This is a genomic window from Galbitalea sp. SE-J8 (assembly GCF_030345695.1).
GTDB lineage: Bacteria > Actinomycetota > Actinomycetes > Actinomycetales > Microbacteriaceae > JAUASV01.
Genome location: NZ_JAUASV010000011.1, coordinates 53,535 through 67,315, shown reverse-complemented (window position 1 = coordinate 67,315; position 13,781 = coordinate 53,535). Strand labels below are relative to the sequence as shown.

Genomic DNA, 13,781 nt, shown 5'->3' with positions numbered 1-13,781 from the left:
CGGATGTCGCACCTCTACCTGGTCCGCCACGGCGAGACCGACTGGAATCGCGAGCGCCGCGTGCAGGGCTCGACCGACATCCCGCTCAACGAGATGGGGCGCGTGCAGGCGATCGCGACCGGGCGGCTGCTCGCCACCCGGCGATGGGACGCCATCTACGCCTCGCCGCTGTCGCGGGCCCTCGAGACGGCACGGATCATCGCGCGCGAGTGCGGCCTGGGCGAGCCCGTCGTCGTGCCCGCGATCATCGAGCGCTCCTACGGCGAGGCCGAGGGCATGGACCACGACTCGATCGACGCGCGCTTCCCCGGCAACACGCCCGTGCCCGGCCGCGAGCACTGGCGCGACGTCTCGGCGCGCGTCGTGCCCGCGCTCGTCGAGATCGCGGAGCGGCATCCGGGCGGGGAGGTGCTCGTCGTCTCGCACGGCGGCGCGATCCGCAGCGTGCTGCGCGTGGTCGACCCCGACGTGATCCACCCGACGATCGAGAACGGCAGCGTGCACAGCTTCCGGCACACCGACGGCACGCTCGAGCTCGTGCACTTCGACGACCCGATCGAGCGCGCCTCCCTCGAGGTCGGCACGGGCACCCTCGAGGTGCAGAACCCCGCCGAGGACCGCGCCGACTGACGCGCGCGGGGCGCGCGGGGCTACCGTGAACGGATGGCGGGGACGCGCGTGCTCACGGTCGACGAGGCGCGGCGGCTCGCCGTGCGCGCGCAGCTGCTCGACGCCGACCGGCCCACGGACGTCGTGGAGGTCGCGGAGCAGCTCGGCGCGATCAAGATCGACCCGACCGCGGTGATCGCGCCGTGCGAGCACACGATGCTGTTCTCGCGCATCGGCATGGAGTTCGAGCCGTATGCCCTGGCCCGCGCAGCGGAGCTCGATCGCACACTCTTCGAGTTCGACGGCACGTTCCGTCCGATGAGCCTCCTGCCGCTCATGCTGCCGGCGATGCGGCGGTGGCCGACGCGGCAGAGCTCGATCGACTGGCTCGCCGCGAACGACGCGTTCCGGCGCGACGTGATCGCCCGGCTCCGCGCCGAGGGACCGCTGCTCGCCTCCGACATCCCCGACACCGCGCAGGAGAGCCGCCCGCCGGACGGCTGGTCGGGCTCGAACCAGACCGGCCACATGCTCGAGTTCCTCATGCGGCAGGGCGTCGTCGCGGTGTCGGGTCGCGAGGGCCGCATCCGTCGCTGGGATCTCGCCCAGCGCGTCTACCCGGCCGACCTACCCGAGTACACGGATGCCGAGGCCGCCGCGCTGCGGGACGAGCGACGCCTGCGCGCGGCCGGCATCGCGAAGCAGCGCTCCCCGTGGACACCGGTCGGCGGCGCGGGCGTGCCCGTCGCGATCGAGGGCTCGTCCCGCGCCTACCGCGCCGATGCGGAGCTGCTCGCGAGCCTCGACGACGAGGCGTTCGAGGGGCGGGTCGCGATCCTCAACCCCTACGACGGCATGCTCTTCGACCGCCCTCGGCTGCAGGAGATCTTCGACTTCGCATACGTGCTGGAGCAGTTCAAGCCGAAGGCGCAGCGCGTCTACGGCTACTTCGCGCACCCGGTGCTGCTCGACGACCGCTTCGTCGCCCTCCTCGACGCGGAGGTCGACCGGAAGCACGAGATCCTGCGCGTCACGGCCCTGCACGAGCTGCTGCCGCTCACCGACGACGAGCGCGAGCGCATCCGTCTCGAGATCGACGACCTCGCCGACTGGCTCGGCGTGCAGCCGCCCGACCCGTGGTGAGGCGTCCGACCGACGGAGCGGCCGGCAGCGGCTCAGCGGCTCAGCGGCTCACGCGAGCTCGCCCGCGCCGAGCCACCCGACGAGCGCGGCCGCGGCGTCGCGCGGCCGCTCGTAGTGGATGAGGTGGCCGACGCCGTCGATCATCACGAGCGACGCGTCCGGCAGGCGCGACGCGTAGGCGCGCACGGCGGCCGCGGGAGCGATCTGGTCCTGCTCGGCGCCGATCACGAGCACCGGCACCGCCACGGCATCCGTCACCGTCTCCGTGACCGAGGCGGCGAACGCCTCGAGCACGGTCGTCATGTCGCTGAACGCGCTGAAGTACCGGGCGTGCTCCTCGTGGATCCAGCGTCGCAGCTCCGGGTCGCGGGTGCGCGCCATCCCCTCGCTCATCGCCCGCACGACCGCGGCGTTGCCGATCAGCCACGAGCCCGCGCGGTCGCCGAACGCGCCCGCGAGCCGGTGCGCGCCGACGAGCGCCCGCGTGCCCGCCGCCTTCACGCCGCCGACCGGCAGCGACGCGATCGGATTCACCAGCACGACGCGCGGCGGCGAGATCTCGCCACGCGCGACCGCGTGCGACACGACGATCGAGCCGAACGAGTGGCCGAGCACGACGGCGTCGCCGAGCCCGAGCGCGCGGGAGAACGCGCCGAGCCAGCGCGCGTATCCCGCGATGTCGTGGGCGGCATCCGTCATCGGCGTCGACGAGCCGAAACCCGGCAGATCGGGTGCGAGCACACGGATGCCGCGCAGCTGCGCGACGACCGGCTCGAGGCCGTGGTGGTCGCCCCGGTAGCCGTGCACGAGCACGAGGGTGAGCGCGGCATCCGCCGGTCCGTAGCTCCAGTAGCGCGTCGAGCTGCCGAGCAGCTCGACCGTGTGCTCGTCCGTCGGCAGCTCGGCGAGCCGGGGCGCGTACGGCGAGGCGAGGGGCACGGGCCCAGTCTAGGGAGCGCGCCGCCGGCGATCCGCGGGCGGCGTTCGGCGATCCGCGGGCGGCGTTCGGCGATCCGCGACGCGCGCTCTCCTAGACTCGGCGTGCATCCGGGATCGTGCCCGACCCGGCCGCCGCCACCCGCGAGGAGTTCGATGTCCTTCACCGCTCCCATCACCCTGCCCGGTCTCACGCTCGACCTGGCGTGGTACAAGCGAGCGGTGTTCTACGAGGTCATGGTGCGCTCGTACGTCGATTCGAACGGCGACGGCGCGGGCGACCTGTCGGGTCTCACGTCGAAGCTCGACTACCTGCAGTGGCTCGGCGTGGACGGGCTGTGGCTGCCGCCGTTCTTCGCGTCGCCGCTGCGCGACGGCGGCTACGACGTGAGCGACTACCAGACGATCCTCCCGGAGTTCGGCACCCTCGACGAGTTCCGCGACCTCGTCACGAAGGCGCACGAGCGCAACATGCGCATCGTCATCGACCTGCCGATCAACCACACGAGCGACGCGCACGAGTGGTTCCAGCAGTCGCGATCCGACCCCGAGGGGCCGTACGGCGACTACTACGTGTGGAGCGACACCGACGAGAAGTACCCCGACATCCGGGTGATCTTCGTCGACTCCGAGGACTCCAACTGGACGTTCGACTCCGAACGCCGCCAGTTCTTCTTCCACCGGTTCTTCTCGCACCAGCCCGACCTCAACTTCGACAACCCCGCGGTCGTCGCGGCGACGTTCGACATCATCCGGTTCTGGCTCGACCTGGGCGTCGACGGCATCCGTCTCGATGCGATCCCGTACCTCTTCGAGTCCGACGGCGGCACCGGCGAGGGCGAGCCCGCGACGCACGAGTACGTGCGCCGGCTGCGCGAGATGGTCGACCGCGACTACCCCGGCCGCATCCTCATCGCCGAGGCGAACCAGTGGCCGAACGAGGTCGTCGAGTTCTTCGGCACGGATGAGGCGCCCGAGTGCCACATGGCGTTCGACTTCCCGGCGATGCCCCGCATCTTCTACGCGCTGCGCTCGCAGTCGGCGACCGAGCTCGTGCGGGTGCTCAGCGAGCACACGCACAAGCCCTCGTTCGCGTCGTGGGGCGTGTTCCTGCGCAACCACGACGAGCTCACGCTCGAGATGGTGAGCGAGGAGTACCGGCAGGCGATGTACGGCTGGTACGCCTACGACCCGCGGATGCGCGTCAACGTCGGCATCCGGCGCCGGCTCGCGCCGCTGCTCGACAACTCCCGCGCGGAGCTCGAGCTCGTGCACGCGCTGCTGTTCAGCCTGCAGGGCTCGCCGTTCCTGTACTACGGCGACGAGATCGGCATGGGCGACAACATCTGGCTGCCCGACCGGGACGCCTCGCGCACGCCCATGCAGTGGACCCCGGACCGCAACGCGGGCTTCTCGACCGCCGACCCGGGCAAGCTGTTCCTCCCCATCGTGCAGTCGCTCGTCTACAACTACTCGCACACCAACGTCGAGGCGCAGCTCGCCCAGTCGCGCTCCCTGCTGCACTGGGTGCGGAACGTCATCCACGTGCGGAAGGCGCATCCGGCGTTCGGTCTCGGGTCGCTCACGGTGCTGCGCACCTCGCACGAGTCGGTGCTCGCGTTCGTGCGCGACTACGGCGGATCGGGCACGCCGTTCGGCGACCAGCCCGAGCGGGTGCTGTGCGTGTTCTCGTTCGCGCACAACCCGGTCGCGGTGGACATCGACCTCGCGGGGTTCGAGGGCGCGGCGCCGTACGACCTGTTCGGCGGGGCGCCGTTCCCGACGGTCCGCGACGACGGCGTGCTCACGCTCACCCTCGCGACGCAGAACTTCTACTGGCTGCACCTCGCGGCGCAGGCATCGACCGAACTCTGACCCCTTCTCGTCGGCACGATTATTCGACGTGCGATCTGCTCAGAACGCCGGTGCATTCTTGATAATTTCCTTCAGCACATTGCCGCCGCCGTTATCCAGGGAGAGAGCCCAGTAGCCCTCGCCCAGCGCGTAGCCACCGCCCGCACCCTGCCCATTTGCAAGGCTGCCGCCCCCCGAGGCGTAGGTGAAGAGCACGGACGATCCACTCTTCTCCTCGTGAAGGTAATCGGCCCTTTCAAGCTTCGACGTCATGCGGTCGCGCCCTTCCGAAGAAATGGGTCCGTAGGCGTACACAAGTGAGACGTCCTGGCTGTCCTCCGCCGCCCAGGCGCAGACCAAACCGCCGTATTCAAGGAACGTGAAGAGGTCGCCGTCGGGATCAGATCTGGTCTTGTCAGCATAAGCGTTGCTGATATCGATGTAGCCCTTGCTCTTCAAGCTCTTATACGTCTCGGCATCGATGAGGTTGGTGCAAGTTGCGTCTCCCGAATAAGTCTGTGTGATCGCGGGCGTCGGGCTCGGCTCGGGCGTGCGTGTTTCAAGCGCGGGTGCACTCTGCCATGACGTCGACACCGCTGCGTGCATCAGCGTACGGGATCCGAGTGGCTCTTCGAGCGTGATGCTTCCACCGCCGACCTCGGACTCGGCGACGCAGTTCTCGTTCCATGACTGCGGTCGCTCATTTACAGCCGCGACGACGACCTGCGTGTCCGTTTCGACAACGTTCGAACCCACGTGCCCCCCGCACTGCGAATCGTCAGTCGGCATGCGGTAGGCGATGAAGAGGACTGGGGAATTCGCTGATGAGGCGATGACTGCCCATGGAACGCTGTCGTGGTCGTCGTCCAGCGTGGTCAGCTTTTCGACGCTGTCTGCGTTCGCTAGATGCGTATAGTCGCTGGTCATCACCGCGCCGTCGTCTGGGATCGCGACATTCGACGCTCCAGAGGACGAGGATCCGGAAGGCGCAGTCGCGCACCCCGTGATTCCCAGCCCCAGCGCGGAAATCACGCAGACCGCCGCGACGAACTTGGGTCGCACGTTCATTCTGACCACCTTTGCTCACTCCCATGAGCGGCTCCGCGCATCGAACTCATCACGCGCGAGTATTATACTCACGATTCTCGGATGTCAAGAGCAGTTTTTCTCGGGCTGCAGTTGCCCGGTCGGACCGGCAGCGCGTCCAACGCGGTGCTGCGGGAACCCGCCCGGTCGGTCGCGACCGCGCGGACCGTGCCCCGGGTGTCACTCCCCCGGATGTCGGTGGCTCCCCCGTAGCATCCGGGACATGAGCAGCGCGTGGCACGAGACTCTCGCCGTCTTCGATCTGGAGACGACGGGCATCGACACCGAGAGCGCCCGCATCGTCTCCGCCCACGTCGGCGTCATCGGTCCGGACGGCGACGTGCTCGAGCGGCGCGAGTGGCTCGCCGACCCGGGCGTGGAGATCCCCGAGGGCGCCGCCGCCGTGCACGGCATCTCCACGGAGCGCGCCCGCGCCGAGGGCAGGCCGTCCGGTCAGGTCGTCGTCGAGATCCTCGACGCGCTCGCCGACGTGCTCGACCGCGGCCTGCCGGTCGCGATCTACAACGCGCCCTACGACCTCACGCTGCTCGACCGCGAGGCGCGCCGGCACGGCGTGCTCCCCCTCGACGGCCCGGCGCCCATCGTCGACCCGCTCATCATCGACAAGACGTTCGACCGCTACCGCCCCGGCAAGCGCACGCTCACGGCGACGGCCGCGCTGTACCGCGTCGAGCTGCTCGACGCGCACGACGCCGGTGCGGATGCCGTGGCCGCCGGCCGCGTCGCCCAGGCCCTCGCGCGCGCGTTCCCCGAGCAGCTCGCCATGACCGCCCTCGAGCTGCACGAGCGCCAGGTGCGCTGGGCCTACGCGTCGTCGCGCTCGTTCGAGGACTACCGCCGCCGCACCGATCCGGAGTTCACGACGCGACACACCTGGCCGCTGCATCCGTTCGTCGCGCAGCCGACGCTCGCGGGCCTCGAGGCGTTCGACGTCGCCTGAGCGCTCACTCGCCCGTGTCGATGACGCAGAAACGGTTGCCCTCGGGGTCCTCGAGGATGACGTAGTCGGCATCCGCGGGCCGCTTCGCCCAGTCGACCCGCTGGGCGCCGAGCGCGAGCAGACGCTCGACCTCGGCGGCCTGGTCGTCGGCGTAGAGGTCGAGGTGGATGCGGGGAGGCAGCACGCGCTCCGACCGCACGGCGTCGAGCGAGACGTTCGGGCCCGATCCGGATCGGGGGCGCAGCAGCGCGAAGTCGTCGCCGTCGTCGGGACGGTCGACGTAGTCGAGCGCCGCCATCCAGAACGCCTTCTGCGTGGCGAGGTCGTCCACGCGGATGACGACCGATCCGATGCCGAGCATGCCGGCAGGTTAACCGACGAGAGCCGCCCCGGAGGGCGGCTCTCGCTCGACACGCAGGGACTTACTTGCCGAAGCCCTTGTAGCGCGAGTTGAACTTCTCGACGCGACCGGCCGAGTCCATGATGCGCTGCTTGCCCGTGTAGAACGGGTGCGAGGCGGACGAGATCTCGACGTCGACGACGGGGTAGGTCGCGCCATCGAGCTCGATCGTCTTGTCGCTCGTGAGCGTCGAACGCGTGAGGAACGTCTCACCCGACGCGAGGTCGCGGAAGACGATCGCGTTGTACTCGGGGTGGATGTCGGTCTTCATGGCAGGTCCTTGGAGAAATATCGGAGACGGAGGGAAGTTCGTGGGGCCGGCGCGACGATGCCGCGGGCCGACGAACGAGTCTATCAGAGCGAGCGCCGCCCGGGAACGGGCGACGCGCCTCGGCGCTCAGGCGGCGCGAGCCGAGAAGCGGCCGTCGACCGCGGTGACCTCGAGCGGCAGGCCGAACACGTCGCTGAGCGTCGCGGCCGTGACCACCTCGGCGATCGGACCCGAGGCGACGACTCGCCCGTTGCCGAGCAGCAGGGCGTGGGTGAACCCGACCGGGATCTCCTCGACGTGGTGCGTGACCATGACGATCGCGGGCGCACCGGGCTCCCCCGCGTAGCCCGTGAGCAGCTGCAGCAGCTCCTCGCGCGCACCCAGGTCGAGGCTCGCGGCCGGCTCGTCGAGCAGCAGCAGCTCCGGATCGGTCATCACGGCGCGGGCGATCTGCACGCGCTTCTGCTCGCCGTCGCTGAGCGTGCCGAACAGGCGGTTCTCGAGGTGGTCGAGGTGCCACTCGGCGAGCACCCGGCGGGCGCGGCGCACGTCGAGGTCCTCGTACTCCTCGTTCCACCGGCCGGTGACCGAGTAGGCCGCCGTCATGACCGTGTCGAGCACGGTCTCATCGCGCTGGAACCGTCGGGCGAGCGCGCTCGACGCGAAGCCGATGCGCGGGCGCAGCTCGAACACGTCCGTGCGGCCGAGGCCCTCGTCGAGCACGCGCACGGATCCCGACGTCGGGTGTCCGACGGTGCCCGCGAGCTGCAGCAGCGAGGTCTTGCCGGCGCCGTTCGGGCCGAGCACCACCCAGCGCTCGTCATCGGCGACCGACCACGTGACGTGGTCGAGGATGGGCGTGCCCTCGCGCACGATCGAGACGTCGGTGAACTCGAGAACGCTAGCCATGGTGAGCCCAGCCTAGCGATCGAACGGATGCCCGGGCGGGCCCGCCCGGGCTCACACGAGCGAGCGGTAGATCGCCTCGGTGCGCTCGGCGATGCGGTCCCAGCCGAACTCGCGCTCGGCGCGGTCGCGACCCGCGCGTCCCAGCGCGCGCGCGGCATCCGGATCCGCGACGACCTCGGTGAGGGTGCGCGCGAGATCCGCGACGAAGCGCTCCGGGTCGGTGGGCGTGCCGGTGCCGTCCTGCATCTGGTCGATGGGCACGAGGCGTCCCGTGACGCCGTCGGCGACGACCTCGGGGATGCCGCCGGTCGCCGTGCCCACGACGGGTGCGCCGCACGCCATCGCCTCGAGGTTGACGATGCCGAGCGGCTCGTACACGCTCGGGCACACGAACGTCGTCGCGCTCGAGAGGATCGCGGCGAGCTCGTGCTGCGGCAGCAGACGCTCGATCCAGACGACGCCCGAGCGCTGCCGCTGCAGGTCGCGCACGAGCCCCTGCACCTCGGCGAGGATCTCGGGGGTGTCGGGTGCGCCCGCGCACAGCACGAGCTGCACGTCGGGCGGCAGCAGGGCCGCGGCGCGCAGCAGGTAGGGCAGGCCCTTCTGCCGGGTGATGCGCCCGACGAAGACGACCGAGGGCCGGTCGGGGTCGATGCCGAACGAGCGCACCAGCTCCGGGTCGTGCGTCGGCACCCAGCGCTCCAGGTCGATGCCGTTGTGCACGACCTGCACGCGCTCCTCGTCGAGGAACGGGTAGGCGCGCAGGATGTCGCGCCGCATCCCGTGGCTCACCGCGATGACGGATGCCGCCCCCGCGAACGCCGCCGACTCGATCCAGCTGGAGAGGCGGTAGCCGCCGCCGAGCTGCTCGGCCTTCCACGGACGCAGCGGCTCGAGGCTGTGCGCCGTGACGACGTGCGGGATGCCGTGCAGCAGCGACGCCACGTGTCCGGCCGCGTTGGCGTACCAGGTGTGCGAGTGCACCAGGTCGGCGCCCGCGACATCCCGGGCGATGGTCAGGTCGGTGCCGAGCGTCGTGAGCGCGGGGTTGGCGCCGGACAGCTCGGCCGGCACCCCGTAGGAGAACACGCCGGGCTCGTCGCGCGGGGCGCCGAACGCCCGCACGACGACCTCGAGGTCGTCGTTCCGGAGGGCCCTCACGAGCTCCGTCACGTGCACGCCGGCGCCGCCGTACACCTCGGGTGGATACTCGCGGCTGATCACATCGACGCGCATGTTTCCCGAAGGTACAGCAGAGTTCCCGCGCGGCCCTAAAGTGTGCTCATGGCATCGAAGAAGATCTTCGGCATCGTCCTCGCCGGCGGAGAGGGCAAGCGCCTGATGCCGCTCACGGCCGACCGTGCCAAACCCGCCGTCCCGTTCGGCGGCGGCTACCGACTGGTCGATTTCGCCCTGTCGAATCTCATCAACTCGGGACTCACGAAGATCGTCGTGCTGACCCAGTACAAGTCGCACAGTCTCGACCGGCACATCGCCGAGACCTGGCGACTGTCCGGCATCCTGAACGCCTACGTCGCGTCGGTGCCCGCGCAGCAGCGCCTCGGCAAGCGCTGGTACACCGGCAGCGCGGACGCGATCCTGCAGAGCCTCAACCTGCTGCGCGACGAGAAGCCCGACATCGTGGTCGTGGTCGGCGCCGACCACGTCTACCGGATGGACTTCGAGCAGATGATCGCGGCGCACGTCGAGTCGGGGCGCGGGCTCACGGTCGCCGCCATCCGTCAGCCCATCTCGCTCGCCGACCAGTTCGGCGTCATCGAGCTCGACGAGTCGGACCCGACGCTCATCAAGGCGTTCCACGAGAAGCCGAAGAAGCCGATCGGGCTCGCCGACTCCCCCGACGAGGTGCTCGCGTCGATGGGCAACTACGTCTTCGACGCCGACGTGCTCATCGACGCCGTCATCCGGGACGGCGAGCGCAGCGACTCGAACCACGACATGGGCGGCGACATCGTGCCCGACTTCGTGAGTCGCGGCGGTGCCGGCGTCTACGACCTCAACCGCAACGAGGTGCCCGGCTCGACCGAGCGCGACAAGTTCTACTGGCGCGATGTGGGCACGATCGAGTCGTTCTTCGAGGCGCACCAGGACCTCATCGCGGCGCTGCCGGTCTTCAACCTCTACAACGGCGAGTGGCCGATCTACTCGCAGCAGCTCAACTCGCCGCCGGCGAAGTTCGTGCGCGACGCGCGCGGCTACCTCGGCACGATGATCGACTCGATCGTCTCGCTCGGCACGGTGCTGCAGGGGGCGCACATCGAGCGCAGCGTCATCGGCCCGTGGACGACCGTCGAGTCGGGCGCGATGGTCGTGGACTCGATCATCTTCGAGCGCGCGCGGATCGCCCCGAACGCGGTGGTGCGCAAGGCTATCCTCGACAAGGACGTCGTCATCGCCGAGGGTGCGACGGTGGGTGTCGACCACGACGCCGACCGGGCCCGCGGCTTCACCGTCACCGAGTCGGGCATCACCGTCGTCGGCAAGGGCGTGCACGTCAGCTAAGCGTCTCGCGCGTCGCGAACTCGAGGAAGGCCCCGCCCGCCCATGCCCGCATTCCTCGTAGTCCTCGACGTCGACTCGACGCTCATCGAGAACGAGGTGATCGAGCTCATCGCGGATGCCGCCGGCACGCGCGAGGAGGTCGCGGCGGTCACGGCGCGCGCCATGAACGGGGAGCTCGACTTCGCGGCGAGCCTGCGCGAGCGGGTCGCGACGCTCGCGGGCCTCGACGCCGCGGTGCTCGCGGACGTGCGCGAGCGCGTCACGGTGACCCGCGGCGTCCCGGAGCTCGTCGCCGGCGTGCATGCCGCGGGCGGTCGCGTCGCCGTCGTCTCGGGCGGCTTCCACGAGATCCTCGACCCGCTCGCCGAGCGCCTCGGCCTCGACGCCTGGCGGGCGAACCGGCTCGAGGTGGCCGACGGCCGCCTCACCGGACGCGTGGACGGGCCGATCGTGGACGCGAAGGCGAAGGCGGATGCGCTCCGCGCCTGGGCCGCGGACGCCGGCATCCCGTCGCTCGGCACGATCGCGATCGGCGACGGCGCCAACGACCTCGTCATGATGGCGGAGGCCGGTCTGTCGGTCGGGTTCGACGCGAAGGCGCCCGTGCGGCAGCGGGCCGACGTGCTGCTCGACGAGCGCGACCTCTCGCTCGTGCTGCCGCTGCTCGGCCTCGGCCGCCCCGCCCTCCCCTCCTCCTTTCCCGTGTGAGGACGTTTTGCGCGCGTGAGGACGGCCCGGGCCGTCCTCACGCGCGCAAAACGTCCTCACACGGGGAAGGGCGGGGAGGTGCGGCGGATCAGTGGCCCATGCCGAGGCCGCCGTCGACCGGGATGACCGCGCCCGAGATGTAGGCGGCATCGTCGCTCGCGAGCCAGGTCACGGCCTTCGCGACCTCGGCCGCCGAGCCGTAGCGCGCCGCGGGGATCGCCCGCTTGTACTCGGCCTGCTGCTCCTCCGGCAGCGCCGCGGTCATGTCGGTCTCGATGAAGCCCGGGGCGACGACGTTCGCCGTGATGCCCCGCGCGCCGAGCTCGCGGGTGAGCGAGCGGGCGAAGCCGACGAGCGCGGACTTCGAGGCCGAGTAGTTGATCTGGCCGGCGCTGCCGTACAGGCCCACGACGCTCGAGATGAGCACGACGCGGCCGAACCGGGCCTTCAGCATGCCCTTCGAGGCGCGCTTCACGACGCGGAACGCGCCGCCGAGGTTCGTGTCGACGACGTCGGTGAAGTCCTCCTCCGACATGCGCAGCAGCAGCGTGTCGCGCGTGATGCCGGCGTTCGCCACGACCACCTCGACGGGACCGAGCGCGGCCTCGATCTCGGCGAACGCGGCGTCGATGCTCGCGGCATCCGTCATCTCGGCGCGCACCGTGAGCGTGCCCTCGGGGCCCCCGCCGCTGCGTGCCGTGACCGCGACGCGGTGACCGAGCGCCACGAACTCCTCCGCGATGGCGCGGCCGATTCCGCGGTTGCCTCCGGTGACGACGACGGTGCGCTGCTGGGTCATCCGGCCAGCCTATCGACGCCGCGGAGACGTACCATGGAGACCGGACGGCCACCGCTGCGGCGGTGCGGACGGGGAGTGATACGGGCATGAGCGTGCGGGCATGAGCAGGGCACGCGTGCAGTCGATCACGTCGATCGAGGAGTCCCCCGACGCCGAGCGCCGGCGACGGATGCTGCGCTACACGATCGCGATGAGCATCCGGATGGTGTGCTTCGGCCTCCTGTTCTTCGTGCACGACTGGTGGCTCGTCGTCGTCGTGATCGCGGCCATCGTGCTGCCGTACATCGCCGTCGTGATCGCCAACAACGGAGCGCGGCGCGCCGGGGCGGACGTCGAGTCGCCCGAGCACGCGGCGCTCGTGCTCCGCGAGCCGAACGGCGACCGCGAGCGGCCGGTGCTGCGGCCCACGGTCGTCGATCCGCCGTCCGGCGGGGACGCGTGATGCTCGGCGAGCTCGACGCGGTCGGCGACGTCTGCTCGCGGGCCGGCTGCACGGCCGAGCCGGCGTGGCGGGTCAACTGGCGCAACCCCCGCATCCACGGCATCGACCGGGTCAAGGTCTGGCTCGCGTGCGACGAGCACCGCGACTGGTTCGACGCCTACCTCACGAACCGGGCCTTCCCCGTGGTCGTGACCCCGCTCGACGTGACCGTGGAGCGGGTGCCGTGAGCGGCATCCGTGCGCCCCGGCTGTGGGGATTCGCGCTGCAGCCGAGGTGGTTCGGCTACCTGGCCATGGCGATCGTGTTCGCGATCGCGTGCGCGCTGCTGTCGCGCTGGCAGTTCGCGCGCAACGACGAGGCGCGCATCGAGGTGGAGCACATCGAGGCGAACTACGACGCCGACCCCGTCGCGATCGCCTCGGTGCTGCCCGCGCTCGACGCCTGGAGCGAGGGGGTGAAGTGGACGCCGGTGTCGCTGCGCGGCACCTACCTCGTCGACGAGCAGCTGCTCGTGCGCAACCGGCCGTACAACGGCTCGCCCGGCTTCGAGGTGCTCACGCCGCTGCGGCTCGACGACGGCGACGTGTTCGTCGTCGACCGCGGCTGGGTGCCGTCCGGCAACGCGCAGGACGCTCCGGATGCCGTGCCCGCTCCCCCGGGCGGCGAGGTCACGGTCGTCGCGCGCCTCAAGCAGGGCGAGCCCGAGCTCGCCGGTCGCACGGCACCCGCGGGGCAGATCCCGACGATCGAGCTCGACGACATCGCGACCGCGCTCGGTCGGGACACCTACACCGGCGCGTACGGCCTGCTCGACTCCGAGGACCCGGCGCCCGCGACCCGGCCGCTGCCGGCCCCCGAGCCCGCGCTCGACGAGGGCCCGCACCTGTCCTACGCGATCCAGTGGATCGTGTTCGCGCTGTTCGGGTTCTTCGGCCTCGGCTACGCGCTGCGCACCGAGTACCGGGCCCGCCGGGCGGACGCGGCCGATCCGGATGCCCCTCCCGCCGCACCGCGCCGACCCCGCCGCCCGCCGCGCACCGGCCGCGATCGCTCGGACGCGGAGATCGAGGACGAGCTGCTCGACGCCCGCTGACGGCGGGGCGCGCCGCACGGGCGCGCCGACCCCGCCGCGCGGATGCG

At 70.9% G+C, this 13,781-nt stretch carries 16 protein-coding genes; 9 read left to right on the top strand and 7 right to left on the bottom strand.

The window, feature by feature from the left end; genetic code table 11:
- The first annotated feature begins 3 nt into the window (after positions 1-3).
- Positions 4-630 (top strand): histidine phosphatase family protein, encoded by a 627-nt coding sequence (locus tag QT381_RS09025; RefSeq protein ID WP_289248579.1) that lies wholly within the window; start codon positions 4-6, stop codon positions 628-630.
- A 33-nt stretch (positions 631-663) separates the two neighbouring features.
- Positions 664-1,752: a DNA glycosylase AlkZ-like family protein gene (locus tag QT381_RS09020; protein WP_289248577.1), complete on the top strand. Its 1,089-nt coding sequence runs from the start codon at positions 664-666 to the stop codon at positions 1,750-1,752.
- Between the two features lie 48 nt (positions 1,753-1,800).
- Here QT381_RS09020 and QT381_RS09015 read toward each other — a convergent pair whose 3' ends face one another.
- Positions 1,801-2,691 (bottom strand): alpha/beta fold hydrolase, encoded by an 891-nt coding sequence (locus tag QT381_RS09015; RefSeq protein ID WP_289248576.1) that lies wholly within the window; start codon positions 2,689-2,691, stop codon positions 1,801-1,803.
- A gap of 153 nt (positions 2,692-2,844) precedes the next feature.
- On the opposite strand from QT381_RS09015, the gene treS reads away from it, so the two are divergent.
- Positions 2,845-4,563, top strand: a complete 1,719-nt coding sequence (gene treS, locus QT381_RS09010; RefSeq protein ID WP_289248575.1) for a maltose alpha-D-glucosyltransferase — start codon at positions 2,845-2,847, stop codon at positions 4,561-4,563.
- Positions 4,564-4,602: 39 nt separating this feature from the next.
- Here the strand turns inward: treS and QT381_RS09005 are convergent, their stop codons facing one another.
- Positions 4,603-5,610 (bottom strand): hypothetical protein, encoded by a 1,008-nt coding sequence (locus QT381_RS09005; RefSeq protein WP_289248574.1) that lies wholly within the window; start codon positions 5,608-5,610, stop codon positions 4,603-4,605.
- Positions 5,611-5,851: 241 nt separating this feature from the next.
- Here QT381_RS09005 and QT381_RS09000 point away from each other — a divergent pair, with 241 nt between their 5' ends.
- Positions 5,852-6,589, top strand: a complete 738-nt coding sequence (locus tag QT381_RS09000; protein WP_289248573.1) for an exonuclease domain-containing protein — start codon at positions 5,852-5,854, stop codon at positions 6,587-6,589.
- A gap of 4 nt (positions 6,590-6,593) precedes the next feature.
- Here QT381_RS09000 and QT381_RS08995 read toward each other — a convergent pair whose 3' ends face one another.
- The 4 genes from QT381_RS08995 to glgA form a co-directional block, all read right to left on the bottom strand.
- The gene (locus QT381_RS08995) at positions 6,594-6,950 is read right to left on the bottom strand and encodes a VOC family protein (RefSeq protein ID WP_289248572.1); all 357 of its coding nucleotides are present in this window, start codon (positions 6,948-6,950) and stop codon (positions 6,594-6,596) included.
- Positions 6,951-7,011: 61 nt separating this feature from the next.
- Positions 7,012-7,260, bottom strand: coding sequence for a type B 50S ribosomal protein L31 (locus QT381_RS08990; protein WP_289248571.1), 249 nt, complete (start codon positions 7,258-7,260; stop codon positions 7,012-7,014).
- A 126-nt stretch (positions 7,261-7,386) separates the two neighbouring features.
- Entirely contained in the window at positions 7,387-8,169 is a 783-nt protein-coding gene (locus QT381_RS08985; RefSeq protein ID WP_289248570.1) for an ABC transporter ATP-binding protein, read from the bottom strand.
- A gap of 51 nt (positions 8,170-8,220) precedes the next feature.
- Positions 8,221-9,405, bottom strand: coding sequence for a glycogen synthase (gene glgA / locus QT381_RS08980; protein WP_289248569.1), 1,185 nt, complete (start codon positions 9,403-9,405; stop codon positions 8,221-8,223).
- A gap of 48 nt (positions 9,406-9,453) precedes the next feature.
- Here glgA and QT381_RS08975 point away from each other — a divergent pair, with 48 nt between their 5' ends.
- Together QT381_RS08975 and serB are read left to right on the top strand one after the other, a co-directional pair.
- A complete protein-coding gene (locus tag QT381_RS08975; protein ID WP_289248568.1) occupies positions 9,454-10,692 on the top strand; it encodes a glucose-1-phosphate adenylyltransferase in 1,239 nt (412 codons plus the stop codon).
- A gap of 42 nt (positions 10,693-10,734) precedes the next feature.
- Entirely contained in the window at positions 10,735-11,400 is a 666-nt protein-coding gene (gene serB / locus QT381_RS08970) for a phosphoserine phosphatase SerB (RefSeq protein ID WP_289248567.1), read from the top strand.
- A gap of 88 nt (positions 11,401-11,488) precedes the next feature.
- Here serB and fabG read toward each other — a convergent pair whose 3' ends face one another.
- Positions 11,489-12,199 (bottom strand): 3-oxoacyl-ACP reductase FabG, encoded by a 711-nt coding sequence (fabG, locus tag QT381_RS08965; protein WP_289248566.1) that lies wholly within the window; start codon positions 12,197-12,199, stop codon positions 11,489-11,491.
- Between the two features lie 100 nt (positions 12,200-12,299).
- Between fabG and QT381_RS08960 the strand changes: the two genes are divergently transcribed.
- From QT381_RS08960 to QT381_RS08950, 3 genes are read left to right on the top strand one after another with little or no spacing between them, the layout of a single operon-like run.
- A complete protein-coding gene (locus QT381_RS08960) occupies positions 12,300-12,641 on the top strand; it encodes a DUF3099 domain-containing protein (RefSeq protein ID WP_289248565.1) in 342 nt (113 codons plus the stop codon).
- On the top strand, positions 12,641-12,868 hold the full coding sequence (locus QT381_RS08955; RefSeq protein ID WP_289248564.1) for a hypothetical protein: 228 nt from the start codon (positions 12,641-12,643) through the stop codon (positions 12,866-12,868). Before QT381_RS08960 ends, QT381_RS08955 begins: the two co-directional genes overlap by 1 nt.
- The gene (locus QT381_RS08950) at positions 12,865-13,734 is read left to right on the top strand and encodes an SURF1 family cytochrome oxidase biogenesis protein (protein WP_502877487.1); all 870 of its coding nucleotides are present in this window, start codon (positions 12,865-12,867) and stop codon (positions 13,732-13,734) included. The genes QT381_RS08955 and QT381_RS08950 overlap by 4 nt, the downstream gene beginning before the upstream one ends.
- Positions 13,735-13,781: the final 47 nt, after the last annotated feature.

Bases quoted from the DNA above. Each gene is read 5' to 3' on its own strand.
- QT381_RS09025 (WP_289248579.1), top strand. From the start codon at position 4: ATGTCGCACCTCTACCTGGTCCGCCACGGCGAGACCGACTGGAATCGC.
- QT381_RS09020 (WP_289248577.1), top strand. From the start codon at position 664: ATGGCGGGGACGCGCGTGCTCACGGTCGACGAGGCGCGGCGGCTCGCC.
- treS (WP_289248575.1), top strand. From the start codon at position 2,845: ATGTCCTTCACCGCTCCCATCACCCTGCCCGGTCTCACGCTCGACCTG.
- QT381_RS09005 (WP_289248574.1), bottom strand. From the start codon at position 5,610: ATGAACGTGCGACCCAAGTTCGTCGCGGCGGTCTGCGTGATTTCCGCG.
- QT381_RS09000 (WP_289248573.1), top strand. From the start codon at position 5,852: ATGAGCAGCGCGTGGCACGAGACTCTCGCCGTCTTCGATCTGGAGACG.
- QT381_RS08995 (WP_289248572.1), bottom strand. From the start codon at position 6,950: ATGCTCGGCATCGGATCGGTCGTCATCCGCGTGGACGACCTCGCCACG.
- QT381_RS08990 (WP_289248571.1), bottom strand. From the start codon at position 7,260: ATGAAGACCGACATCCACCCCGAGTACAACGCGATCGTCTTCCGCGAC.
- QT381_RS08985 (WP_289248570.1), bottom strand. From the start codon at position 8,169: ATGGCTAGCGTTCTCGAGTTCACCGACGTCTCGATCGTGCGCGAGGGC.
- glgA (WP_289248569.1), bottom strand. From the start codon at position 9,405: ATGCGCGTCGATGTGATCAGCCGCGAGTATCCACCCGAGGTGTACGGC.
- QT381_RS08975 (WP_289248568.1), top strand. From the start codon at position 9,454: ATGGCATCGAAGAAGATCTTCGGCATCGTCCTCGCCGGCGGAGAGGGC.
- serB (WP_289248567.1), top strand. From the start codon at position 10,735: ATGCCCGCATTCCTCGTAGTCCTCGACGTCGACTCGACGCTCATCGAG.
- fabG (WP_289248566.1), bottom strand. From the start codon at position 12,199: ATGACCCAGCAGCGCACCGTCGTCGTCACCGGAGGCAACCGCGGAATC.
- QT381_RS08960 (WP_289248565.1), top strand. From the start codon at position 12,300: ATGAGCAGGGCACGCGTGCAGTCGATCACGTCGATCGAGGAGTCCCCC.
- QT381_RS08955 (WP_289248564.1), top strand. From the start codon at position 12,641: ATGCTCGGCGAGCTCGACGCGGTCGGCGACGTCTGCTCGCGGGCCGGC.